The 22954-nt window shown below is 67.5% G+C and carries 22 protein-coding genes and 1 pseudogene; 18 read left to right on the top strand and 5 right to left on the bottom strand.

Going from position 1 to position 22954, the window contains the following annotated elements; genetic code table 11:
• Positions 1–104, top strand: a pseudogene (locus Q1W68_RS12490) (CDP-diacylglycerol--serine O-phosphatidyltransferase); the annotation flags it as partial.
• Between the two features lie 156 nt (positions 105–260).
• Here the strand turns inward: Q1W68_RS12490 and Q1W68_RS12485 are convergent.
• Both Q1W68_RS12485 and Q1W68_RS12480 read right to left on the bottom strand, forming a co-directional pair.
• Entirely contained in the window at positions 261–419 is a 159-nt protein-coding gene (locus tag Q1W68_RS12485; RefSeq protein ID WP_300652880.1) for a hypothetical protein, read from the bottom strand.
• 42 nt (positions 420–461) lie between these two features.
• Positions 462–1007, bottom strand: coding sequence for a hypothetical protein (locus Q1W68_RS12480; protein ID WP_300652877.1), 546 nt, complete (start codon positions 1005–1007; stop codon positions 462–464).
• Positions 1008–1190: 183 nt separating this feature from the next.
• Here Q1W68_RS12480 and Q1W68_RS12475 point away from each other — a divergent pair, with 183 nt between their 5' ends.
• Together Q1W68_RS12475 and Q1W68_RS12470 are read left to right on the top strand one after the other, a co-directional pair.
• Positions 1191–2840, top strand: a complete 1650-nt coding sequence (locus Q1W68_RS12475; protein ID WP_300652874.1) for an ATP-binding protein — start codon at positions 1191–1193, stop codon at positions 2838–2840.
• Entirely contained in the window at positions 2837–3562 is a 726-nt protein-coding gene (locus tag Q1W68_RS12470) for a response regulator transcription factor (protein WP_300652871.1), read from the top strand. The genes Q1W68_RS12475 and Q1W68_RS12470 overlap by 4 nt, the downstream gene beginning before the upstream one ends.
• 9 nt (positions 3563–3571) lie before the next feature.
• On the opposite strand, the gene Q1W68_RS12465 is transcribed toward Q1W68_RS12470, so the two are convergent.
• Both Q1W68_RS12465 and Q1W68_RS12460 read right to left on the bottom strand, forming a co-directional pair.
• Entirely contained in the window at positions 3572–4321 is a 750-nt protein-coding gene (locus tag Q1W68_RS12465; RefSeq protein ID WP_300652868.1) for a tyrosine-protein phosphatase, read from the bottom strand.
• A 403-nt stretch (positions 4322–4724) separates the two neighbouring features.
• Positions 4725–5702 carry a helix-turn-helix domain-containing protein gene (locus Q1W68_RS12460; protein ID WP_300652866.1) on the bottom strand — a complete coding sequence of 326 codons (978 nt, stop codon included), beginning with the start codon at positions 5700–5702 and terminating at the stop codon, positions 4725–4727.
• Positions 5703–5927: 225 nt separating this feature from the next.
• On the opposite strand from Q1W68_RS12460, the gene eat reads away from it, so the two are divergent.
• The 14 genes from eat (at position 5928) to Q1W68_RS12390 (ending at position 20423) form a co-directional block, all read left to right on the top strand.
• Complete coding sequence (gene eat, locus Q1W68_RS12455) at positions 5928–7319, top strand: ethanolamine permease (protein ID WP_300716880.1); 1392 nt, start codon at positions 5928–5930, stop codon at positions 7317–7319.
• Complete coding sequence (locus Q1W68_RS12450; RefSeq protein WP_300716879.1) at positions 7316–8707, top strand: ethanolamine ammonia-lyase subunit EutB; 1392 nt, start codon at positions 7316–7318, stop codon at positions 8705–8707. Before eat ends, Q1W68_RS12450 begins: the two co-directional genes overlap by 4 nt.
• Positions 8704–9489, top strand: a complete 786-nt coding sequence (gene eutC, locus Q1W68_RS12445; protein ID WP_300652858.1) for an ethanolamine ammonia-lyase subunit EutC — start codon at positions 8704–8706, stop codon at positions 9487–9489. Before Q1W68_RS12450 ends, eutC begins: the two co-directional genes overlap by 4 nt.
• Positions 9490–9570: 81 nt before the next feature.
• Positions 9571–10479 carry an HTH-type transcriptional regulator ArgP gene (locus Q1W68_RS12440; RefSeq protein WP_300716878.1) on the top strand — a complete coding sequence of 303 codons (909 nt, stop codon included), beginning with the start codon at positions 9571–9573 and terminating at the stop codon, positions 10477–10479.
• Positions 10480–10509: 30 nt separating this feature from the next.
• Positions 10510–12183: an arginine--tRNA ligase gene (argS, locus tag Q1W68_RS12435; protein WP_300716877.1), complete on the top strand. Its 1674-nt coding sequence runs from the start codon at positions 10510–10512 to the stop codon at positions 12181–12183.
• A gap of 14 nt (positions 12184–12197) precedes the next feature.
• Complete coding sequence (locus Q1W68_RS12430; RefSeq protein ID WP_300652852.1) at positions 12198–12872, top strand: SPOR domain-containing protein; 675 nt, start codon at positions 12198–12200, stop codon at positions 12870–12872.
• A 76-nt stretch (positions 12873–12948) separates the two neighbouring features.
• Entirely contained in the window at positions 12949–13602 is a 654-nt protein-coding gene (locus tag Q1W68_RS12425) for a thiol:disulfide interchange protein DsbA/DsbL (protein WP_300652850.1), read from the top strand.
• Between the two features lie 186 nt (positions 13603–13788).
• Positions 13789–14424 carry a lipopolysaccharide transport periplasmic protein LptA gene (gene lptA / locus Q1W68_RS12420; protein ID WP_300652848.1) on the top strand — a complete coding sequence of 212 codons (636 nt, stop codon included), beginning with the start codon at positions 13789–13791 and terminating at the stop codon, positions 14422–14424.
• A 5-nt stretch (positions 14425–14429) separates the two neighbouring features.
• Positions 14430–15224 (top strand): LPS export ABC transporter ATP-binding protein, encoded by a 795-nt coding sequence (lptB, locus tag Q1W68_RS12415; RefSeq protein ID WP_300652846.1) that lies wholly within the window; start codon positions 14430–14432, stop codon positions 15222–15224.
• Positions 15225–15228: 4 nt separating this feature from the next.
• Positions 15229–16869 carry an RNA polymerase factor sigma-54 gene (gene rpoN, locus Q1W68_RS12410; protein WP_300650868.1) on the top strand — a complete coding sequence of 547 codons (1641 nt, stop codon included), beginning with the start codon at positions 15229–15231 and terminating at the stop codon, positions 16867–16869.
• Complete coding sequence (locus tag Q1W68_RS12405; protein WP_300716876.1) at positions 16866–18212, top strand: THUMP domain-containing protein; 1347 nt, start codon at positions 16866–16868, stop codon at positions 18210–18212. Before rpoN ends, Q1W68_RS12405 begins: the two co-directional genes overlap by 4 nt.
• 2 nt (positions 18213–18214) lie before the next feature.
• On the top strand, positions 18215–18658 hold the full coding sequence (locus tag Q1W68_RS12400; protein WP_300716875.1) for a putative toxin-antitoxin system toxin component, PIN family: 444 nt from the start codon (positions 18215–18217) through the stop codon (positions 18656–18658).
• Positions 18648–19772 carry a hypothetical protein gene (locus Q1W68_RS12395; RefSeq protein WP_300661045.1) on the top strand — a complete coding sequence of 375 codons (1125 nt, stop codon included), beginning with the start codon at positions 18648–18650 and terminating at the stop codon, positions 19770–19772. The genes Q1W68_RS12400 and Q1W68_RS12395 overlap by 11 nt, the downstream gene beginning before the upstream one ends.
• 180 nt (positions 19773–19952) lie before the next feature.
• Positions 19953–20423, top strand: coding sequence for a hypothetical protein (locus tag Q1W68_RS12390; RefSeq protein WP_300652488.1), 471 nt, complete (start codon positions 19953–19955; stop codon positions 20421–20423).
• 6 nt (positions 20424–20429) lie between these two features.
• Here the strand turns inward: Q1W68_RS12390 and Q1W68_RS12385 are convergent, their stop codons facing one another.
• Positions 20430–22049 carry an FMN-binding glutamate synthase family protein gene (locus Q1W68_RS12385; protein WP_300716874.1) on the bottom strand — a complete coding sequence of 540 codons (1620 nt, stop codon included), beginning with the start codon at positions 22047–22049 and terminating at the stop codon, positions 20430–20432.
• Positions 22050–22125: 76 nt separating this feature from the next.
• On the opposite strand from Q1W68_RS12385, the gene Q1W68_RS12380 reads away from it, so the two are divergent.
• Positions 22126–22938, top strand: a complete 813-nt coding sequence (locus Q1W68_RS12380; protein WP_300661042.1) for a UPF0149 family protein — start codon at positions 22126–22128, stop codon at positions 22936–22938.
• Positions 22939–22954 lie beyond the last annotated feature (16 nt).

Genomic DNA, 22954 nt, shown 5'->3' with positions numbered 1-22954 from the left:
GCGTGTGGCAACTCGGGCCCTGGCAGTTGCATCCCATCAGCCTGCTGTTCGCGCTCTCGGGCACGGCCATGATCAGCAAGACCCTGCGCATTCCCAAGTTTTGAAGCGAGCAGGTCGTTCAACGCTTGAGCGCACGACGCGTCGAGAACGATGGCGACGTCCTTGGTCCTCCAGTCGCAGACAAAGCCGAGAGGCCGAAGGTGGCCCTCGTCGAACACACGCTGGTCAAAGTGAAGCGCACGAAAAAGACCAAGCGCTTTTCAGAGGGTCTCCCGCTGCTCGAACCCGGTCGGCTCCGCCGCCGACCCCAGCGCCTGGGCCTTTTGCGCCATGCGCCAGCAGTCCACGCCTTGCATGCGGCCGCTGATGCACCGGTGGCGGGTGATGGGGGGATGGAAAGGGGTGCCGGGGTCGGTCATGGCGCGCGGGTGATCAACGCGCCCTGTAGACCCATCGCCCGATCACATGCTGTACGGCAGCGACGAGTGGTGCAGCACGATGCGCAGCTTGCCGGCGTCGTCTTTCACGTACTTCCAGGTCTTGTCGACCGTGGTGACCTTGCCGTCTTTGCCGGTGATCATGACGTTGCCCATGCTGGAGGCGGAGTCACCAGCGATGAAGACGGCGGCGTTTTTGGACTCGCACTGGGTCCAGCCCTTCAGGGCGAAGCCGGTGTCTTTGGGGAAGGCGCTGTCGCCGCCCACGAAGTAGGCCAGCGCGCCGGCGCGGGTGGTGCGGAAGGTTTGCGGCGCCACGGTGAGCGTGGGCTTGAAGAGCACGGAGCCCATCTGGTAGCCGTAGGCGGCGTCGATGACTTTTTCAGCCAGGGCCTTGGCCGCCTTCTGGCCGCCTTTGTCGTTGGCGCTGCTGATGTCGACCAGCGCCTGGCACCAGGCGGACTGGGCGGCCAGCACCTCGGCTTCGGTGATGGCCTGGTTGACCACGGTGGCGGAGGCAAAGCCGCTGAAGCACACGAGCGCTGCGGGGGCGAGGTAGCGGATGGACATGGTGGTAACTCCTTGATGATGGGGGTTTGGGACGTGAGGCACGGCGGACCAGCGACCGTCACCACCGCTATTGAAAGGCGCTCACTTGAACCTGGGTTGAACGGCAGATGAGCAACGCCTGACCGGCACATGAACGCCAGATGAACGCCGCCGTGGGAGCAGCAGCGCCCTGACAATGTCGGCATGTTTCGTCGACGACTCAGTCTGGTGCTGGTTCTGCTGGCCGCCGCCGTGGTGCTGCAGGCGGTGGCTGCGGTGCTGGCCGCTCGCGAGGCCGAGCGGCAGGTGGTGCGTGGCCGCATCGCCAGCGATATTCACCAGGGCTTTGTGGAGCTGTCGGCCACCAAGCAGCGCCTGCGCTCCTGGGTGACGCAATTCCAGATAGGCGCTGGCGGCGACGTGGCCGAGCGGGATGCGCTCGAGCAGCGCATGCGCGCCATCGTGGGCGAGCTGACGAACCTGACCGAGCGGGCATCGGTGATGGGTCTGGAAGCCGGCGCCGAGGCCGAGCAGGCGGCGCGGCAGGACGCGCTGCAGGTGCTGGGGCAAAGCGTGGAAACGCTGAGCGTGGCGATTCGGGAGAAACCACCGCTGTCGCCCAACGTGCAAGCCCGCCAGGCCTGGGACACCTTGACGGCTGTGTTTGAACGCTCGGAAGGGCGCGACTTGCGGCAGCTCATTGCCCAGAGCATTGAGCGCGAGCAGTTGGCCATGGACCGCGAGCGGGCGGCGGCCGACGCGTCGCTGGCCCGCATGCGGGCCTGGTGGATGGGCACCGCGCTGCTACTGGCCCTGGGAGCGCTGGGTGCCACGGCCTACTTTGGCCGCGCCTTGCGGCACCCGCTGGACGCGCTGGCCGAAGGCGCGCAGGCGTTGCAGCAGGGGCAGCTGGAGCACCGCATCGACCTCACGGGGCGGGACGAGTTTGCCGAGGTTGCGTGCAGCATGAACGCCATGGCCCAAGAGCTGGAACAGCATCGACGGCGCGAGGAGCAGCAGCGCCAGTTGCTGGAGGCCACGGTGCGAGAACGCACCACCGACCTGCACCAGGCCAACGAATCGCTGCGCCGCACCGATGTGCGTCGGCGCCAACTGCTGGCCGACATCAGCCACGAGCTGCGCACGCCGACCACCGCGATCCGCGGCGAGGCCGAGGTGACGCTGCGCGGGCAGGACAAACCAGTGCCCGAGTACCGCGCAGCGCTGGCGCGCATCGTCGACATTTCGCGGCAGTTGGCCCGGGTGATCGACGACTTGTTGGCGATGGCCCGCACCGATCTGGAGACCTTCAGCCTGGTGCGGCAGCCCATGGCGCTGCAGAAGCCTTTGCTGGACGCGCTGAGGCAGGCCGCCGCCCTGGCGGGCGAGCACGGCGTGATCTTGAAGCCCGAGGGCAGGCCACCGGCACATTGCAAGGTGTTTGGCGATGCGCAGCGTCTCACCCAGCTGCTGATGCTCCTGCTGGACAACGCCATTCGGTACTCAGAACCGGGCGGCCTGGTGCGCTGGCAGGTCGGCGAGCGCGATGGCGCGGTGGAGGTGCGTGTGATCGACGAAGGCATCGGCGTGCCGCCCGACGAATTGGCGCAGGTGTTCGAGCGGCATTTCCGGGGCAGCGCCGCGCGGCGCCACCGCGCCAGCGGCAGCGGCCTGGGCCTGCCCATTGCACGCGCGCTGGCGCTGGCACATGGCGGCACGCTGGAGCTGCTGAGCCCTTGCAACCCGGCGGACGGCAAAGGCACCTGCGCGCTGCTGCGGCTGCCGCTGTGGAACGATCCCGACTCGATGCTGGGCGAGCTGCCCATGGCTTTGAGCGAACATCCCAACCCATGAACATCTTGCTGGTGGAAGACGATCCCCGGATCGCCGATTTTTTGCTGCGCGGCCTTCGCGCCGAGGGCCATCAGGTCCAGCGCGCCGCCAACGGCCACGACGGTCTGGCGCTGGCGCATGCCGCCGCCCGGCAGACCGCGCCGACGGACCCGGCCACGGTGCTGGTGCTCGACCTGATGCTGCCCGGCCTCAATGGCATGGAGATCTGCCAGACGCTGCGGGCGGCCGGTGTCGCCATCCCGATCCTCATGCTGACCGCCATGGGCTCGCTCGAAGACCGCGTGGCCGGCCTGCGCATGGGGGCCGACGACTACCTGTGCAAACCCTTTGAGTTCGAGGAGCTGCTGGCAAGGCTGGAGTCGCTGGCGCGGCGCACCCAGCCCCTGCAACCGGTCCGCTCGGCGCGTCTGCAGGTGAGCGACCTGGTGCTGGACCGCGAGAGCATGAAGGCCAGCCGCGCCGGGCAGCCGCTGGCGCTGACGGCGCGCGAGCTGGCCTTGCTGGAGCTGCTGATGAACGCGCCGGGGCGGCTGTTCAGCCGAGAGCGCATCCTGGCCAGCGTGTGGGGGCACAGCGAAGACCCGCTGACCAATGTGGTGGACGTGTACATCCGCCGCTTGCGCAGCAAGATCGACGAGGGCCATGCGAACGCCCTGATCCAGACCGTGCGCGGGCTGGGCTACCGGCTGGAGGCACCGGGGACGGCCCAAACCGATGTGTGAACAGAGGCCCTAGTTCCCCAACAGCTTTTCATGCAGGCGCTGGATTTCAGCGGAGCCCAGGCCGACGGGGCCGCGCAGATAGGTTGGTAGCCCACCGAACTCGTCGTCCATGCAGCGCCAGGCGGCATGCAGAAAATCTGCTTGTACCTTCCACAGCACATCCAGCACTTCCGCAGGCGCTTCCTCGACCAGCCGGTGGTCGCGCTGGTACAGCTGGTTGGTCAGAAGGTAGTCTTCCATCACGTCATCGCGATGAACGCCCAGCAGTTCGAGCAGCAGCGCGGCGGCCATGCCGGTGCGGTCCTTGCCGGCGGTGCAGTGAAACACCATGGCCTGGTCGTGGGTTCCGATGCGCGTCAGAAGTCGGCCAAACACCGGGCCCTGCTGCAGAACGAACGCACGGTAGGTGTCGCGCATGATCTGCACGGCCTCGACGCGACTCGGTTGTTGGCCCCTTGCACGCAGCTCGCGCAAGCGCACCAATACCGTGGGCTCGATGGCCAGGTGCTCCTGCTCGGCACCCGGCAGGTTGTACGGAGTAGCCTCTCGCTCCAGATGTCCGCGCAGGTCCACACAACGCGTCACACGCAGCGCAAGCAGACGCTCGTGATCGGCCGCGTTGAGTCGCGCCAGGTGGTCGCTGCGGTAGACCTGTGCCCGGAGAACGTGGCGTCCATGCGATGTTGCCAAGCCTCCCACATCGCGGAAATTTGAGGCACCATCCAGTGCAACGACGGTGTTGGATCGATCAGGCTTCATGGTGAACTGGGGGTGGGACAAGCAGAAATTGATTGCCCATGGCCTGAGGCTATCGCGTCCACGCCGTCTGAGCGCGAAAAGCCATGCAAACCGTGCATCGTCATCGGCTATTCAAATAACGCGATGCAAGCGCTGCCCTCGGAAAACCATCAAACTGCTCTGGGCGGTCCAGCACCCCCGCCGCCTGCTTGCACGCGGACGCGCATGGCAATGTTTTGATCTCCCCTTGCTTGGCGATCTGCGGTGCCGTGTCCTTCTTGCAAATGTGTCCCATGAGCCAAGCAACGGGTGTTCGGGCTGTGACCACGACACGTTCCACGCCTCTGCCTCGCTGGCCATCAGGACCGTCAGACTCGGTCGAGCAGCCCCACCCAGCGACGTTCCCTTCGCCGCCCTCACCCCATCAGGCCAACTGCCGCGTGCGCGACGGCGTCTCGCCAAACAGTGCCTTGTAGTCCTGCGAAAAGTGACCCATGTGCCAGAAGCCCCAGCGGGCCGCCGTGTCGGCGATGGTGCTCGATCGGGATGGCTTCTCGCGCAGCGCGCGGCGCACGGCGTTGAGCCGTACGGTGCGCAGGTAGGTGGCGGGGCTGGTTCCCAGGGTTTCCTGGAACCCGTTCTGCAGGGTGCGGCGCGTCACGTGCAGGCGGGTGCACAGTTCGGACACGCTCAGGGGCTGCTCCGGGTGTTCGAACACCAGCTCGCGCACCTTGCGCACCAGCTCCTGGCGGCGCAGCTGGCGCGGGTTCACGGCTTCGCTCAGGGTTTGCGGCATCACCACGTCGCAAAGCACGCTGAGCAAGGCTTCGCGCAGCGACCGCCGGCTGGCTTCGTGGTGCAGCGCTTCGGGCTGTTCCTGCAGGCAGCGCAGCACCTCGCGGACCATGCCGGCGAGGCGGTAGCGCTGCAGTGCGGTGAGGGCCTGCACGCGCGGCGCGCCGGCCCAGTGCTCGGGCCAGGGCTGCTGGTGCAGGGCCTGCACGTGGCGCGCCAGCTGTTCCTTGTCGAGCACCATGCCGTACAGGCCGTGGCCGGCGGGCACCTGCAGGTCGAACGGTTCTTCGCCACCGGCGAGCATCAGTTGCAGCCCGTGTGACGGGCGGCCCATGAAGCGCAGGCCCTGGTCGGCCTCGGGCACCGCCAGACCCACCCACACGCCGCCCGGCCAGGGGCGGCAGCGCTGGCTGGTGGCGCAGGTGGCGACTTCTTCGAACACCTGCAGGCCGTGGTCGACCAGCTCGTGCACCTCACCGCTGAAGGCGCCGGGCGAGGTCTGTTCGTAGTGTTGTTCCCACGACGCCAGGTTGCGGGCGTGGATGTCCACGTCCTGCGTGCGTTTGACGCGGAAGCAGGCGGTGGCTGTGTCGGACTGCACCAACATGGCGTGCTCCTTCGAACGTGGTTCCAGTCGGTAGGCAGTATCAAGTTCCATGCCACCTGTCGACCCGCAGGAAAACCCGGCTTGCGCTATCCCGAATCGGAAAAAACGCGGCCTTTGCAGCGTCGCTTGCCCATTCGGGATACCGCCGCGCGCCGCAGATTGCACAAGATGCCGGGGCTGTCCGAGCGGTTTCGGGCGTCATCCACTCTTGATGCGAGCAACAACATGTCAACAACACCCAAGCTGGTATCGCGGGACCTCCAACCCGTGTTGGGCGCTTTCTCCCTGTGGGGCATCGCCGTGGGCCTGGTGATTTCTGGCGAGTATTTCGGCTGGAGCTACGGCTGGGCCAGCGCCGGCACGCTGGGTTTTCTGGTGGCCACGCTGTTCGTGGCGCTGATGTACACCACCTTCATCTTCAGCTTCACCGAGCTGTCCACCTCCATTCCCCACGCCGGCGGCCCCTTTGCCTACGCGCGGCGCGCCTTCGGGCCCACCGGTGGCTTCCTCGCAGGCTATGCCACGCTGGTGGAATTCGTGTTTGCGCCACCCGCCATTTCGCTGGCCATCGGCGCCTACCTGGGCCTGCAGTTCCCCGGGCTCGACCCCAAGGTGGCGGCGCTGGGCGCCTACGTGATCTTCATCACCCTCAACGCGTTGGGCGTGGGCATTGCCGCCATGTTCGAGCTGGTGGTCACGCTGCTGGCGGTGGGCGAGCTGCTGGTGTTCGCCGGTGTGGTCGCACCAGGCTGGTCGCTGGCGAATTTCACGGCCAACGGCTGGGCCGGGTCCGACACCTTCACCATGGGCACCTGGGCCGGGATCTTCGCGTCCATCCCGTTCGCCATCTGGTTTTTCCTGGCCATCGAAGGCGCGGCCATGGCGGCCGAAGAGGCCAAGGACCCGCGCCGCACCATCCCCATCGCCTACATCACCGGCATCCTCACCCTGGTGGTGCTGGCGTTTCTGGTGATGATCATGGCCGGTGGCGTGGGCGACTGGAGCCAGCTCGCCAACATCAACGATCCGTTGCCCCAGGCCATGAAGATGGTGGTGGGCGAGTCCAGCGGCTGGCTGCACATGCTGATCTGGATCGGCCTGTTCGGGTTGGTCGCCTCCTTCCACGGGATCATCCTGGGCTACTCTCGCCAGATGTTTGCGCTGGCCCGTGCCGGGTACCTGCCGGCTTACTTCGCTGTGGTGCACCCGCGTTTCAAGACGCCGGTGCGCGCGCTCATCGGTGGCGGTGTGGTGGGCGTGATCGCGGTCTTCAGCGACCAGTGGGTCACCTTCGGCGGCCTGCCGCTCACCGCCAACATCGTCACCATGGCCGTGCTCGGCGCGCTGGTGATGTACATCGTGTCCATGGCTTCGCTGTTCAAGCTGCGCATGAGCGAACCCGCGCTGGAGCGCCCTTACCGCGCGCCGTTCTACCCGGTGTTCCCGGCCATCGCGCTGGTGTGTGGTGTGGTGTGCCTGGCGGCGGTGGTGTACTTCAACGCCATGATCACCGCGCTGTTCCTGGGCCTCATGGTGCTGGCCTACCTCTACTTCTTCTTCACCAGCGGCCAGCGCGACGCAGCGCCCATGGACGCCATGCTCGGCACCGTGGAATGAACCTGGGGGTCACGCTCGGCACACACAGCCACCGCTTCGGCAGCCTGCGCGAGGTGATGGCCAAGGCCACGCCGCTGCGCTCGGGCGACTGCCTGGCCGGCGTGGCCGCCGCCACCGAGCAGGAGCGGGTGGCCGCGCGCTGGGTGCTGGCCGACGTGCCGCTCGTCGCGTTCCTCAGCGAAGCGCTCATTCCGTACGAAGACGACGAAGTCACGCGGCTGATCATCGACAGCCACGACGCGCCGGCCTTCGCGCCCGTGGCCTCGCTCACCGTGGGTGGGTTTCGCGACTGGCTGCTCTCCGCGCAAGCCACGCCCGAGGTGCTGCACGCGCTCGCGCCCGGCCTCACGCCCGAGATGGTGGCCGCGGTGAGCAAGCTCATGCGCAACCAGGACCTGATGCTGGTGGCCAAACGCTGTGAGGTGGTCACGCGCTTTCGCAACACGCAGGGCCTGCGCGGCCACCTCTCGGTGCGCCTGCAGCCCAACCACCCGACCGACGACCCCGCCGGCATCGTGGCCAGCATGATCGACGGCCTGATGCACGGTGCCGGCGACGCGGTGGTGGGCATCAACCCGGTGTCCGACAGCGTGCCCGACCTGGTGCGCCTCAACCACGTGCTGGCCGACGTATTGGCGCGTGGCGAGATTCCCACGCAAAGCTGCGTGCTCACCCACGTGACCAACAGCATGCAAGCCATGGCCCTCGGCGCGCCGGTGGACCTGGTGTTCCAGTCCATCGCCGGCACGCAGGCCACCAACAGCTCGTTCGGCATCGACCTTGCGCTGCTCGACGAAGCCCACGCCATGGCGCAGGCGCTGGGGCGCGGCACGGTGGGCAACAACGTCATGTATTTCGAAACCGGCCAGGGCAGCGCGCTCTCGGCCAACGCGCACCACGGCGTGGACCAGCAAACCTGCGAGGCGCGCGCCTACGCGGTGGCGCGGCGTTACCGGCCGCTGCTGGTCAACACCGTGGTCGGTTTCATCGGGCCCGAGTATTTGTTTGACGGCAAGCAGATCACCCGCGCGGGGTTGGAGGACCACTTCTGCGGCAAGCTGCTCGGCCTGCCCATGGGCTGCGACATCTGCTACACCAACCACGCCGAAGCCGACAGCGACGACATGGACAACCTCATGGTGCTGCTGGCCACGGCGGGGTTGAATTTTTTGATTGGCGTGCCCGGCGCCGACGACATCATGCTGAACTACCAGAGCACCTCGTTCCACGACGCGCTGGTGCTGCGCGAGATGCTCGGCCTGAAGCGCGCGCCCGAGTTCGAGGCCTGGCTGCAGCGCGTGGGCCTCACGGGTGCACAGGGCCAGCTGTTGCCCGCGCCGAGCCAGCCCGCGCTGCCGCAGCTCCTCTGGACGTCGCCCACCCCATGACAACCCCCGCGCGCGACCCCTGGGCCCACCTGCGCCAACACACCTCGGCCCGCATTGCGCTGGGGCGCACCGGCGTGAGCCTGCCCACGCGCGAACTGCTCGACTTCTCGCTCGCCCACGCGCAAGCCCGCGACGCCATCCACCTGCCGCTGGACACCGACCGCCTGTGCGCCGAGCTGCTGCAGCAGGGTTGGCCCGCGCCGCTGCGGTTGCACAGCCAGGCGCGCGATCGCCACGAATACCTGTTGCGGCCCGACCTCGGGCGGCGGCTCGACGCCGCCAGCGGGGAGCGGCTCGACGCTGTTGCAGGCGACGGCCCAGACCTGGTGCTGGTGCTGGGCGACGGCCTCTCGGCGCTGGGCATCCAGCAACACGGCGCGGCGCTGCTGGGCGCGATCCGCCGTGCGCTCGATCCGATGTTGCGACTGGGCCCACTGGTGGTGGTCAGTCAGGCGCGCGTGGCCGTCGCCGACGAGGTGGGCGAACGCCTGGGCGCCGCCGCGGTGGCCCTGGTGGTGGGCGAGCGCCCCGGGCTGAGTTCACCCGACAGCGTGGGCATCTACCTCACCCACGCGCCGCGCGTGGGCTGCAGCGACGCGCAGCGGAACTGCATTTCCAACGTGCGCCCGGCCGGGCAGGACCTGGACACCGCCGCGCGCCGCCTGGCCTGGCTGCTCGGCGAAAGCCGGCGCCTGGGGCTGAGCGGCGTGGGGCTCAAGGACCACAGCGGACTGCCGCTCACCGGCCTGCCAGCCGGTTCGCCGACCTCCCGGCTGGACTGACGCCACGGGTCCGCGCTGGGGGGCGCAGGACTTAAACTGAAGCTGACCAAACCCCATCGGGTTGAGTTTTCCTCAAGCGCCATGCTCGACGCCCGCCAACTCGAAGCCCTCAACGCCGTGATCGAACACGGTGGTTTCGGCCCGGCCGCCAAGGCCCTCTCCATCACGCTGGCCGCCGTGTCGCTGCGCATCAAGTCGCTCGAAGACACGCTGGGCCAGCGCCTGCTGGTGCGCGGCAAGCAGGTGCGCGCCACGCCGGCCGGCCAGGCGTTGCTGGGCCATGTGAAGCAGGTGCGCCTGATGGAAGCCGACCTGCTCACCGGCCTGCAAGGCGGCGCGCCATCCCGGGGCGGCGTGCGCTGGCAAAGCCTGGGCGTGGCCATCAACGCCGACTCGGTGGCCAGCTGGTTTTTGCCGGGTGTGGCGGCCCTGCTGCAGCGCCACCACCTGCTGCTGGAGATCCTGATCGACGATCAGGACCACACCCACGATGCCTTGAAAAGCGGCGACGTCATGGGCTGCGTGACCACGCTCACCACCGCCATGCGCGGCTGCGTGGCCGAGCCGCTGGGCGTCATGCGCTACCGCTGCGTGGCCTCACCGGCGGTGGCGCAGCGCTGCCGCACGCCGCGCGGCGCGGTGTCGGTGCACAAGCTGCTGGCCCAGCCGGCGGTGATCTTCAACCGCAAGGACGCGCTGCAGGACACGTTTCTGCTGCAGCACTTCGGCCTGCGCCAGCCGAACTACCCGCGCCATTTCGCGCCCGCCGTGGAGGCGTTCGAGACCGCCATCGAACTCGGCCTGGGCTGGGGCATGGTCCCCGAGCAGCACCTGGCAGCCCGCCCGGGCCTGCAGGAAATCCTGCCCGACGCCACGGTGGACGTGGTGCTGTACTGGCAACACTGGGCGCACGAGTCGCTCTCGGCGCAGCGGCTCACGGCGGCGGTGAAGGAAGCGGCCGCGCGGCACCTGCGGCCCGAGCCGCCGTGAGGCCGGGGCCCGGCGCCTAAAATTGGGCCCATGCTCAAGATCAAACAGGAACTGCTCGACGGCCTCGCCGCTGAGCTCGACACACTTTTGCCCGGCGCGGCTGCGCGCGCGGCCTTCGAGTCGCCCAAGGTGGCGGCGCACGGCGATTTCGCCAGCACCGCGGCCATGCAGCTGGCCAAACCGCTCAAGCTCAACCCGCGCCAGCTCGCCGAGACCCTGCGCGCCGCCTTGCTGGCGCGCCCCGAGTACGCCCAGTGGGTGTCCGATGTCGACATCGCCGGCCCCGGCTTCATCAACATCCGCCTGAAGCCGTCGGCCAAACAGCAGATCGTGCGCGAGGTGTTGGCCTCGGGCGCGCGGTTCGGCATCGCCGAGCCCAACGGCCAGAAGCTGATGGTGGAGTTCGTCTCGGCCAACCCCACCGGCCCGCTGCACGTGGGCCATGGCCGCCAGGCCGCGCTGGGTGATGCGATCTGCAGCCTGTTCCAGACCCAGGGCTGGAGCGTGCACCGCGAGTTCTATTACAACGACGCCGGTGTGCAGATCGCCACGCTGGGCACCTCCACCCACCTGCGCGCGCAGGGCTTCAAGCCGGGCGATCCGCAATGGCCCGAGGCCGCTTACAACGGCAACTACATCGCCGACATCGCGGCCGATTTCCTCGCGAAGAAAACCGTGAAGGCCGACGACCGCGCGTTCACCGCCAGCGGCGACATCAACGACCTCGACGGCATGCGCCAGTTCGCCGTGGCCTACCTCCGCCACGAACAGGACCTGGACCTGCAGGCCTTCGCGGTGAAGTTCGACCACTACTACCTGGAGTCCAGCCTGTACACCAGCGGGCGGGTGGAGTCCACGGTGCAGAAGCTCGTTGACGCGGGCAAAACCTACGAGCAGGACGGCGCGCTCTGGCTGAAGTGCACCGACTACGGCGACGACAAGGACCGCGTGATGCGCAAGTCCGACGGCTCGTTCACCTACTTCGTGCCCGACGTGGCGTACCACATCAGCAAGTGGGAGCGCGGCTTCACCAAGGTCATCAACATCCAGGGCACCGACCACCACGGGACGATTGCCCGCGTGCGCGCCGGCCTGCAGGCGGCCAACGTCGGCATTCCCGCCGGGTACCCCGACTACGTGCTGCACACCATGGTGCGTGTGGTCAAAGGTGGCGAAGAGGTCAAGATCAGCAAGCGCGCGGGCAGTTACGTGACGCTGCGCGACCTGATCGAATGGACCAGCAAGGACGCGGTGCGCTTCTTCCTGCTCAGCCGCAAGCCCGACACCGAATACACCTTCGACGTGGACCTGGCGGTGCAGAAGAACAACGACAACCCGGTCTACTACGTGCAGTACGCGCACGCGCGCATTTGTTCGGTGCTGGCCAGCTGGGGCGGTGACACCGCCACGCTGAAGGACGCCGACCTGGGTGCGCTGGACAGCGCGCCCGCCCAGGCCCTGATGTTGCTGCTGGCCAAGTACCCCGCCATGCTCGCCGACGCGGCGCGCGATCTGGCGCCGCACGACGTGACCTTCTATTTGCGCGAACTGGCCGCGAGCTACCACAGCTACTACGACGCCGAGCGCATCCTGGTCGACGACGCCGTGGTGAAAACAGCGCGTCTGGCCCTGGTCGCTGCCACCGCACGGGTATTGCACAATGGTTTGGCTGTGCTGGGCGTCGGTGCTCCGCAAAAAATGTGATGGCGAAACAAGCGATGAAAAAGAAAACCGTGCAATCCCGAAGCTCCCTGGGCGGCACCCTGATTGGTTTTGTGGTGGGCTTGCTCGTGGGGCTCGGCATTGCCCTGGCGGTGGCGGTGTACGTGACGCGCGTGCCCATCCCCTTTGTCGATCGCAACGTCTCGCGCAACGCCGGCCAGGACGCGCTGGAGGCCGAGCGCAACAAGGGGTGGAACCCCAACAAGATGCTCAATGGCGATGTGGCGACGCCGCCCGCCCCGGCGGCGGTGCCGCCGGAAGCAGCGGGCGCCATTGTGGTGCCGCCCGCCGACGGCAAAAGCTTGCCGCCGGTGCCCGCCGCCAGCAAGCCGGGAGCCGATCCGCTGGGTGAATTGGCCCAATCCCGCCTGGGCACCCCGGCGGCCGGCTCTCCCGCTGCGGCACCCGGCGCAGCCCCTGCGCCCGGCGCCGATCCGTTCACCTATTTTGTGCAGGCGGGCGCCTACCGTTCGCCGGAAGATGCAGAAGCGCAGCGTGCCAAGCTCGCCATGCTGGGCATCAACGCCGATGTGACCGAACGCGAGCAATCCGGTCGCACCGTTTACCGCGTGCGCGTGGGTCCGTTCAACCAGAAGGCGCTGGCCGACCTCACCCAGGAACAACTGGAAGTCAACGGCGTTGAGGCGGCGTTGGTGCGGGTGCAGCGCTGATTCGAAACGCAGGACGGTCGGGAACTTTCGACCGCAGCGCCTGCCCCAAGTCCGTTCAACCAAGGAGTTCGATTCCATGCAACGTCGCGATTTTTCCCGCTCCCTGCTGGCCGCCGGCACCACCGCCGTGGCCGTTGCCGGTGGTCTGACGCTCACGCCCGCGCTGGCCCAGCGCGTGGCGCCCAAAGAGGGCACCGACTTCATCCGCCTCAAGAGCCCGGCGCCCGTGGAGAGTCCGGCCAGCCAGATCGAGGTGGTCGAGTTCTTTGCCTACAGCTGTGTCCACTGCTTCAATTTCGAGCCGGCGTTTGACGAGTGGGCCAAGAAGAAACCGGCCAACGTGAATGTCCGGCGCATGCCGGTGGCGTTCAGCCCGGCCTTTGTGCCCATGCAGCGCCTGTACTTCACGCTGGAGGCCATGAAACTGGTGGACCGGCTGCACAGCAAGGTGTTCGAGGCCATCCATGTGGACCGCCAGCAGCTCACCACCCAGCCGGTCATCACCGCCTGGATCGAGAAACAGGGTGGTGTGGACATGGCGCGCTTCAACGAGTTCTACAACGGCGCTGCCGTGGGGCTGGCCAACAAGGCCACCCAGTTGCAAGACGCCTACAAGGTCGAAGGCACGCCCTCACTCGGCGTGGCCGGGCGCTTCTATGTGAACGGCCAGGGTCCTCGCACCCTGGTGGTGGCCGATGCGCTGATCGCGGAATCGGCCCGCAAGGCCTGAGCCGTTCCCCCGGTCAGGACAGAAGCCCGCCGCCCGGCGGGCTTCGTCTTTGGTGCAGGCCATCTCGCTGTCGGTGCGGCGCAGACGCGGCATCCCGTGAGAAAAGAGTCGGTAAAGCAGCCCTGTGGTGCATTCGGGATGCGGCACGTCGCTACAATGAATGCAAGTTTCGTGCCCTAATACCCCATGCATTCCAACCAGCCCTGCTCCCCCCTCCGTCGGTCATTCTGGCCGGGCACCTGCCTGGTGGTGGGGCTGCTCCTGACCGGTGCGGTGCAGGCCGAAAAAGCCGACCGCAACCTGCCGCTCAACGCCGAGTCCGACGCACTGCGTTACGACGACGCGCGCCAGACCAGCATCTTCACCGGCAACGTGGTCATCACCAAAGGCACCATCGTGATCCGCGGTGCCAAGGTGGAGGTGCGCCAGGACGCGCAGGGCAACCAGTTCGGAACCGTCAACGGCAGCCCGGGGTTTTTCCGCCAGAAGCGCGATGGGGTGGACGAGTTCATTGAGGGCACCGCCCAGCGCATCGAGTACGACAGCCAGGCCGACACGGTGCGTTTTGTGGGTGACGCCGTGCTCAAGCGCTTCAAGGGCACCCAGCTCAACGATGAAACCACCGGCAGCGTGATTGTTTACAACAACACCAGCGATGTGTTCACGGTGGATGGTGGCGTGGCCAACCGCACCGCCAACAACCCCACCGGCCGCGTGCGCGCCATGCTCACGCCGGTGCCCAAAGCCGGCGCGCCCGTCGCCACACCCGCGCCACCGGCCAACCTGCGCCCCAGCAACCAGCTCGGCGAGGGGCAACAGTGACGGCCATGCCTTCGGCACAGACCTTGAGTCCCGGCAAACGCCCGTCACCGGTCCCCGACGTCAGCCGCCTGGAGGCCCAGGGCCTGCAAAAAGCCTACGGCAGCCGCAAGGTGGTCAAAGACGTTTCCCTCGCGGTGTTCAAAGGCGAGGTGGTCGGGCTGCTCGGCCCCAACGGCGCCGGCAAGACCACCTCCTTCTACATGCTGGTCGGCCTGCTGCGCTCGGACGCCGGGCAGATCCTGCTCGACGGCCAGGCCATCCAGGACCTGCCGATCCACCGCCGTGCGCGCCTGGGCCTGGGTTACCTGCCGCAGGAAGCGTCCATCTTCCGCAAGCTCAACGTGGCCGACAACGTGCGTGCCGTGCTGGAGCTGCAGGAAGACGACGCCGGCCAGCCCCTGGGCAAAGCCGCCATCGAGGCCCGGCTCGACGAGCTGCTCAAGGACCTGCACGTCGACCACCTGCGCGATTCGCCCGCGCCAGCCCTCTCGGGCGGTGAACGCCGCCGGGTCGAGATCGCCCGGGCCCTGGCCACCAACCCGCGCTTCATCCTGCTCGACGAACCTTTCGCCGGCATCGACCCGATCGCGGTGATCGAGATCCAGCGCATCATCGGCTTCCTCAAGTCGCGCGGCATCGGCGTGCTCATCACCGACCACAACGTGCGTGAGACGCTCGGCATCTGCGACCGCGCCTACATCATCAACGACGGCCATGTGCTCACCAGCGGCACGCCGGCCGAGATCGTGGAAAACGCCGACGTGCGCCGCGTCTATCTCGGCGAACATTTCAGGATGTGAGGCCGTGAAACAAGGCCTGTCACTCCGCGTTTCGCAGCACCTGGCGCTCACGCCCCAGTTGCAGCAATCCATCCGCCTGCTGCAACTCTCCACGCTGGAGATGGCGCAGGAGGTCGAGCAAATGCTCGACGAGAACCCGTTTCTGGAGCGCTCCGAAGACGCCGCCGACCGTGAAACCTTCGGGCTGGACCAGACCGATGTGCCCGTGAGCGCGGGTGAGCAGATCGCCGAAGCCTCGGTGGCGCCCGACATGCCCGAGGCGCCGGGCCCGATGCTCTCCGGCACCGATTCGAGCAGCAGCACGAGCAGCGACACCGGCGACGGTGACGGTATCGAGGGAAAGCTCGACGGCGCCACGCCGGTGGAAGAAAGCTGGGAGGGCGACGGCACGGTGGAGATGGCACCGGACGACAGCGAGTGGGGTGGCGACGCACCCGCGCGCAACAACAATGGGTCGGGCGACGACGACACGGCGAGTGCCGCCGACCTGGCCCGCGCGCACGTCAGCCTGCAGGACTTCCTGCACGACCAGGCGCGCTGCCTGCGCCTGTCGGAAGAAGACCGCGCTGCGTTGTATTTCCTGATCGAGTCGCTCAGCGACGACGGTTACATCGAAGACACCCTCTCCACGCTGGCCGCCGCCTGGCAAGCCCTCTCGGGCCGCACGGCCAGCGACGACCCCAACGAAGGACTGGAAGAGCGCGAAGCGCTGGAGCAGCGCCTGGCCATGGCCCTGCAGCTGCTGCAGCACATGGAGCCCGCCGGGGTGGGCGCGCGCAACCTCGCCGAGTGCCTGCGCCTGCAGATCCTGGAAATGCGCAACACACCCGAAGCCCGCGCGGCCCTGGCCATTTGCGGGCAGTCCATGGAGCTGGTGGCCAAGCGCGATGTGAAGCGCCTGTGCAACCTCTGTGGTCTGGACGACGAAGCGGTGCGCGCTGCGCTCGGCCTCATCGCCCGCCTGGAGCCCAAGCCGGGCCGGCGCTTCCTGGACCTGGAGCGCAACGTGGTCGTTCCCGACGTGCTGGTCACGCGCGCCGGCCGCGGCTTCAAGGTGCTGCTCAACCCCGAGGTGATGCCGCGTTTGCGTGTGCACGACGTGTACGCCAGCGCCATGCGCCAGAACCGCGGCGGGCGCGACAACGGGGGCGAGGCGGGCCATGCGGCCATGCAGCAGCGCTTGCAGGAGGCACGCTGGTTCATCAAGAACATCCAGCAGCGCTTCGACACCATCCTGCGCGTGTCCAGCGCCATCGTCGAGCGCCAGCGCAACTTCTTCATGCACGGCGAGCTCGCCATGCGCCCGCTGGTGCTGCGCGAGATCGCCGACGAACTCGGCCTTCACGAGTCCACCATCAGCCGCGTGACCACCGCCAAGTACATGTCCACGCCGTTCGGCACCTACGAGCTCAAGTACTTCTTCGGCTCATCGCTGGGCACCGAGACCGGTGGCAACGCGTCCAGCACGGCCGTGCGCGCGCTGCTCAAACAGTTCATCGCCGCCGAAGAAGCCTCCAAGCCGCTGTCGGACAACCAGCTCTCCGATCTGCTGCGCGAGCAGGGCATCGAGTGCGCGCGCCGCACGGTGGCCAAGTACCGCGAGGCGCTGAGAATCGCGCCTGCGAACCTGCGTAAATCACTTTGAACCAGTTACAAGTTTTTCTGCCCTGCGCCGCCGGCGTGGAGGACATGCTCGCCGCCGAGGTCAAGCGCATCACCGGCGTGGACGCGCCGCACAAGGCGCGCGGCGGAGTGGCGCTCAACGCTTCGTGGCGCGATGCCATGCGGCTCAATTTGCACAGCCGCCTCACACAGCGCGTGCTGGTGCAGCTCTGGCACGACGGCTACCGCTCCGAACAAGACCTGTACCACGCCGCCAGCGAGGTGGCCTGGGAGATCTGGTTCACGCCGGCGCAAACCATCAAGGTCGAGATCACCGCGCAGCACAGCCCGCTGACGTCGCTGAACTTTGCGGCGCTCAAGGTGAAAGACGCCATCTGCGACCGCTTCCGCGAGAAGCGAGGCGAGCGGCCCAGCGTGGACACCACCTGGCCCGACGTGCGCATCTACGTGCACCTGACCACCGAGACGGTGAGCCTGTACATCGACACCTCGGGTGAGCCGCTGTTCAAGCGCGGCTGGCGCGAAGACAAGGGCGACGCACCGCTGAAGGAAACCCTGGCCGCGGCCATGATCGCCGCCACCGGCTGGGACGCATGCGCAGGACAGCCGCTCGATGAGATCGTGCCCCTGTACGACCCCTGCTGCGGCAGCGGCACGGTGGTGATCGAGGCCGCGCAGATTGCGCTCAACATCCCGCCCGGCTATTTGCGCCGCTTCGCGTTCGAGAAGCTGCTGCCGTTCCAGCCGCACGTGTGGCAACCCATCCTGGACGAGGCCGAGCGCCAGCAACGCGACTGGCCCGAAGGCCACCCGCCCATCGTGTTCGGCAGCGACGTGTCGTTCCGCATGGTCGACTTCGCGCAGCGCAACGCCGAGCGCGCGGGCGTGGCCCACGCCATCGAACTGCGCGGCGGTGATGCGCTGCAACGCATGCCGCCGAGCGACAAGCCCGGCGTCATGCTGCTCAACCCGCCGTATGGCGAGCGCATTGCCGCCGCTGGCGTGGCGGGGCAAAGTTCGGAAGACCGCGCCAGCGCGCGTGCCCAGCGCGCGGCGCCGCGCGAGCCGCGCACGTTCACGGTCGGCAAAGCCGCGCCACCCGCGCCTGGTCTCGGCCGCGAGAGTGCGCAGATGGCGGACGGTGGCGACGGCAGCGACTTCTTCAGCCAGCTCGCCGCCCACTGGAAAAGCCACTACGCCGGCTGGACCGCCTGGCTGCTCACGCCCGACCTCAAGCTGCCCGGCAAGATGCGCTTCAAGGAGTCGCGCCGCGTGCCGCTGTGGAACGGCCCGATCGAATGCCGGCTGTTCCGCTTTGACTTGACGGCGCGCAAGCCGCGGCCCGAGCCCGACATCGAGGACTGAGCGTGGTCGAGGTGCCGGACACCACCGAAGCGCTGGTGCTCGACACCAACATCGCGCTCGACCTCTTCGTGTTCCAGGACGCCGCCACCGAGTCTTTGCGCGAGAAGGTGGAGCGTACCGACGGTGCGTGGATCGCCACCGCCGCCATGCGCGAAGAACTCGTGCGTGTGCTCTACTACCCGCAGATTGCGCGCCGCCTCAAAGCGCAGACCCGACCCGCGCAAGACGTGCTCAATGCGTTCGACCGTTGCACCCGCCTCGTGGCCGAGGCGCCCAAGGCGGCCTACACCTGCAAAGACCCCGACGACCAGAAGTTCATTGATCTCGCGGCGGCGCACCGCGCCACACTGGTGAGCAAGGACGACGCGGTGCTGTGCATGGCCAAACGCCTGGCGCGCGTCGGTGTGCAGGTGTGTCGAGCGTGGAGTCCGAGCCATGTTGATTGAAACGCGTGGGTTGTTGCTGGTTGTGGGTGCCGTGTTCTCTGCGAACGCGTGGGCGGTTCAGCGCTGCGAGCTCAACGGCGAAAGCGTGAGCCGCGCCAACGGCCACACCACCGCCGGCAAGAGCGGTGTGATGCGCTGCACCGACGACAGCGGCCAGGTGCGCCGGCTCGACCAGACCCTGCGCGACGGCAAGTACGTGGGTCCGGTGCTCATGGTGCTGGCCGACGGCGAGCGGCGCGAATACAGCCTGAACGAACGCGGCAACCGCGACGGCGTGGCGCGCACCTTCGACGCCAAGGGCACGCTGCGCAAAGAGGAAAACTTCGAAGACGGCAGCGCTGTGGGCGTACAGAAAAACTTTGCCGAGGCCGGCCACCTGCAGGCGCTGCACTTCGCCGCTGGCCGGCGCACCGTGCTCACCATCGGCTACCTCGCCGATGGCCGCCTGACCGAGCTGCGCTGCGCTGCCGTGACGCTGGTGCCGCAAGACCGCGAGGTGTGTGGCCACGCGGGGCGGGCCAGCGATATGACGCTGCACCGTGCAGATGGCCAGCCCGCGGGCACCGTGAGCTTCCTGCAGGGCCAGATGCAGCGCCAGACCGTGCTGGACCGCGAAGGCCGGCTCGTGCGCAACGAAGAACTCAAGGACGGCCGGCGCATCAAGCGGGTGTTTTACGCCTCGGGCCAGCCTCGGTCAGAAGCCGATTTCATCGAACGCGACCCCAACAGCCGCGAAGGCCGCGAAGGGGTTGCACGCGAATGGGCCGAGAGCGGACAACTCACACAGGAAACCACCTGGGCTGAGGGTTACGAGCAGCGCATCCAGCAGTGGTACCTGAACGGGAAACAGAGGGCCCGTCAGCAGATTCGCCGCGACGGTCGCAACCAGGAGCGCACCACCGAGAGCTTCTGGGACACCGGACTGCCCGCCGCGGTGAACGTGGAGCGCAACGGCCGACTGCTGGGCTGGCAGAAGTACTTCACCGAAGCGGGCGTGCTGGCGGCTGAAGACGAACACGGCGAGCGCGGTGTGCTGCTGCGCCGCAAGTCGTACGACGCGCAAGGCGTGTTCGTTCGCGAAGAGCGGTTTCTGGAAGACGGTTCGCGCATCTGAAGTCCGCGCCCGCCTGGGGGCTGTGACAAGTCGCCATCGGTGGTCGTTGCAGGCGTTCGATCCCGCCCATGCGTCCGCCAGTCGCATCAACGTGTTCCCCTGTCGCCGGTATGCCACCCGTCTCTGTTTGGTGATGTGACCGTCCGTACACTTCGATGCTTCATTCCAAGGGAGATAACCATGATTCGTCACGCAACGCTTGTTGCAGGCGCGCTCGCGCTCACCGGTTGCGCATCGGTGATCAATGATGTGACCCACCCGATCAAGGTCGAAACGAAAACGCAGGCGGGTGCCGTGGTTGTCGGCGCCGAGTGCAAGCTGACGAACGACTATGGCGTGGTTCAGCTCAAGTCCGGCGACACCGCGCAGGTCCGCCGCTCCAGCAAAGACCTCGACATCGTGTGCAAGGACCCTGCCAATCCCGATGCCGTGGCCAAGGCCATTTCGCGTGCGAATGGCGGCATGTTTGGCAACATCCTGTTGGGTGGTGGTATCGGTGCCATCATCGACCACAACAAGGGCACGGCCTACTCCTACCCGATCTGGGTGCAGCTGGTGTTCGGCAAGTCGCTGGTGTTCGATCGCTCGACCGAAAAGGACGGTGTGCCCACCGTCGGCACGGAAGCGCCTGCCGCCACCGCCAGCAAGTAAACCGCCTCAAGCCAACCCGAACCGGTCCGCATGCGCCTGCGGCCAGTAGGTGCTGAACACCTTGTGCTGGCCGGTGAGGTCGTGCAGCAGGGCGCCGGGCAGGGTTTCGGGGAGCAGGTTGGCGAGCAGGCGCACCTCGTTCTGGCTCACGCGACGCACCAGGTGGTGAGCGGTGATTTCAGCGGGGTGTTGCAGGCCGGCGGCCTGGATGAGTTCCTGCAGCGCCATCAGCGTGCGCTGGTGGAACTGGAACACGCGCTCGGCCTTGTCGGGCACCACCAGCGCCTGCTGGCGCACCGGGTCTTGCGTGGTCACGCCGGTGGGGCACTGGCCGGTGTGGCAGCTCTGGGCCTGGATGCAGCCCAGCGCGAACATGAAGCCGCGCGCGCTGTTGCACCAGTCGGCGCCAATCGCCATGGCGCGCACGATGTCGAAGGCGCTGATGACCTTGCCGGCGCAACCGATCTTGATGCGGTCGCGCAGGTTCACGCCCACCAGCGTGTTGTGCACCAGGCGCAGGCCCTCCTGCAGCGGCGCGCCGACGTGGTCGGTGAACTCCAGCGGTGCCGCACCGGTGCCGCCCTCGGCCCCGTCGACCACGATGAAGTCGGGCGTGATGCCGGTGGCCAGCATGGCCTTGGCCATGGCGAACCACTCCCACGGGTGGCCGATGCACAGCTTGAAGCCCACCGGCTTGCCGCCGGCGAGTTCACGCAGCCGCACGATGAAATGCATGAGCTCAACGGGCGTGGAAAACGCGCTGTGCGCGGCGGGTGAGACGCAGTCCTGACCGACGATCACGCCGCGTGCGGCGGCGATCTCGGGCGTGACCTTCGGCCCGGGCAAGACGCCGCCGTGGCCCGGCTTGGCGCCCTGGCTGAGCTTGATCTCGACCATCTTCACCTGCGGGTCCATCGCGTTGGCCTGGAAGCGGTCGGGGCTGAAGTGGCCGTTTTCGTCGCGGCAGCCGAAGTAACCCGAGCCGATTTCCCAGATCAGGTCGCCGCCGTGCAGCCGGTGGTAAGCCGAAATAGAACCTTCGCCGGTGTCGTGTGCGAAGCCGCCGCGTTTGGCACCGGCGTTGAGCGCCTGGATCGCATTGGCCGAGAGCGCGCCGAAGCTCATGGCCGAGATGTTGAACACGCTGGCCTCATAGGGTTGCGTGCAACCCGGCCCGCCGATCGTGACGCGGAAGTCGTGCGAGGCGATCAGGCTGGGCGCCATCGAGTGGTTGAGCCACTCGTGGCCGGTGGCGTTCTGGTCCACCTGCGTGCCGAAGGGGCGCTTGTCGGTCTCGCCTTTGGCGCGCGCGTACGCCAGGCTGCGCTGGCTGCGCGAAAACGGCGACGCTTCGTTGTCGCCTTCGAGAAAGTACTGGCGGATCTCGGGGCGGATCTTTTCCAGCATGAAGCGCAGGTGGCCGATGACGGGGTAGTTGCGCAGCACCGAGCTCTTGGTTTGGCGCAGGTCGAACACACCGAGCACCGAGAGGCCGGTGAACACCAGGAACCAGAAGCCGCCGATGCCGAACGCGATCAGCGTGAACAGGCTCAGCAACGCCAGCACCACACACAGGCCAAGCGCGGTGTAGCGCACGGGGTAGAGGGCGTTGAGGCGGTCGAGCATGCGGGCTTTCGGCAAAGGGTGCGGAATACACTTCAGCCCATCATAAAACCCGGGCCTCTGCAGGCCACACGATCCCATGAACACCCCCCTGAACACTTCGTCCGACCCGGCCGTCGCGCTGGACAACGACGATTACGACGCGCTCGACGCGATCCTGGACGACCTGCGCACGCGCGGTGAAGACGTGCCGCAGTGGGAGTTCTGCGAAGGCGCCATGGCCGCGCTGCTGTGCACGCGCCGCCCGATCGAGCCGGCCGAGTTCCTGCCCATGCTGCTGGGCACTGGCCCCCTGCCCACCGCGCCGCAGGAAGACGGGACGCACTTCGCCAACACCGCGCAGTACGAACAATTCATGGCGCTGTGGGCGCGCCGCAGCGCCGAGGTCTCGATCTCGCTGGCATCGCCGGTGGACACGCTGGAAGACGAGCGCAGCTACCACCCCGAGCTGATGGACGTGCGCGGCGCCGTGGCTTCACTGCCCGAAGCCGAGCGCGCCGATTTCAAGGACCAGGAGTTGCCCGCCTACGCGCAGGTGTGGGCGCTGGGCTTCATGTTCGTGGTGGAAAACTGGCCCGAAGACTGGGAGCCGCCACGCGACAAGGACACCGCCGTCTGGATCGACGAGGCGCTGGAGCATGTGGTGGCCCTGACCGAGGACGACACCGGCCAACCCACGGTCAACATGCACGCCGAAGACGGCCCGCCCAGCGTGAGCGACGAGCGACTCAACGCGTTCGGCGCGGCGATCTGGGCCGTGTACGACCTGGCCCAGATCGGCCGCAGCCTGGGACCGCGCGTGGAGCCGATCCGCAAGGCGGAGACGCCGGGGCGCAACGATCCGTGCCCGTGCGGGAGCGGCAAGAAATTCAAGAAGTGCCACGGTGCCTGAAGGAAGCAGGCCCCCA

It is taken from the genome of Hydrogenophaga sp. (assembly GCF_030158645.1).
Lineage (GTDB): Bacteria > Pseudomonadota > Gammaproteobacteria > Burkholderiales > Burkholderiaceae_C > Hydrogenophaga.
The sequence above is the reverse complement of the archived record's forward strand: the minus strand, read 5'-3'. Positions and strand labels throughout refer to the sequence as shown.

Excerpts from the sequence above, each read along its gene's own strand:
- Q1W68_RS12465 (WP_300652868.1), bottom strand. The coding sequence starts at position 4,321 with ATGAAGCCTGATCGATCCAACACCGTCGTTGCACTGGATGGTGCCTCA.
- Q1W68_RS12450 (WP_300716879.1), top strand. The coding sequence starts at position 7,316 with ATGAACCTGGGGGTCACGCTCGGCACACACAGCCACCGCTTCGGCAGC.
- Q1W68_RS12440 (WP_300716878.1), top strand. The coding sequence starts at position 9,571 with ATGCTCGACGCCCGCCAACTCGAAGCCCTCAACGCCGTGATCGAACAC.
- Q1W68_RS12485 (WP_300652880.1), bottom strand. The coding sequence starts at position 419 with ATGACCGACCCCGGCACCCCTTTCCATCCCCCCATCACCCGCCACCGG.
- Q1W68_RS12480 (WP_300652877.1), bottom strand. The coding sequence starts at position 1,007 with ATGTCCATCCGCTACCTCGCCCCCGCAGCGCTCGTGTGCTTCAGCGGC.
- argS (WP_300716877.1), top strand. The coding sequence starts at position 10,510 with ATGCTCAAGATCAAACAGGAACTGCTCGACGGCCTCGCCGCTGAGCTC.
- Q1W68_RS12425 (WP_300652850.1), top strand. The coding sequence starts at position 12,949 with ATGCAACGTCGCGATTTTTCCCGCTCCCTGCTGGCCGCCGGCACCACC.
- eutC (WP_300652858.1), top strand. The coding sequence starts at position 8,704 with ATGACAACCCCCGCGCGCGACCCCTGGGCCCACCTGCGCCAACACACC.
- Q1W68_RS12380 (WP_300661042.1), top strand. The coding sequence starts at position 22,126 with ATGAACACCCCCCTGAACACTTCGTCCGACCCGGCCGTCGCGCTGGAC.
- lptB (WP_300652846.1), top strand. The coding sequence starts at position 14,430 with ATGCCTTCGGCACAGACCTTGAGTCCCGGCAAACGCCCGTCACCGGTC.
- eat (WP_300716880.1), top strand. The coding sequence starts at position 5,928 with ATGTCAACAACACCCAAGCTGGTATCGCGGGACCTCCAACCCGTGTTG.
- Q1W68_RS12390 (WP_300652488.1), top strand. The coding sequence starts at position 19,953 with ATGATTCGTCACGCAACGCTTGTTGCAGGCGCGCTCGCGCTCACCGGT.
- Q1W68_RS12470 (WP_300652871.1), top strand. The coding sequence starts at position 2,837 with ATGAACATCTTGCTGGTGGAAGACGATCCCCGGATCGCCGATTTTTTG.
- Q1W68_RS12385 (WP_300716874.1), bottom strand. The coding sequence starts at position 22,049 with ATGCTCGACCGCCTCAACGCCCTCTACCCCGTGCGCTACACCGCGCTT.
- Q1W68_RS12395 (WP_300661045.1), top strand. The coding sequence starts at position 18,648 with ATGTTGATTGAAACGCGTGGGTTGTTGCTGGTTGTGGGTGCCGTGTTC.
- Q1W68_RS12460 (WP_300652866.1), bottom strand. The coding sequence starts at position 5,702 with ATGTTGGTGCAGTCCGACACAGCCACCGCCTGCTTCCGCGTCAAACGC.
- Q1W68_RS12475 (WP_300652874.1), top strand. The coding sequence starts at position 1,191 with ATGTTTCGTCGACGACTCAGTCTGGTGCTGGTTCTGCTGGCCGCCGCC.
- Q1W68_RS12430 (WP_300652852.1), top strand. The coding sequence starts at position 12,198 with ATGAAAAAGAAAACCGTGCAATCCCGAAGCTCCCTGGGCGGCACCCTG.
- lptA (WP_300652848.1), top strand. The coding sequence starts at position 13,789 with ATGCATTCCAACCAGCCCTGCTCCCCCCTCCGTCGGTCATTCTGGCCG.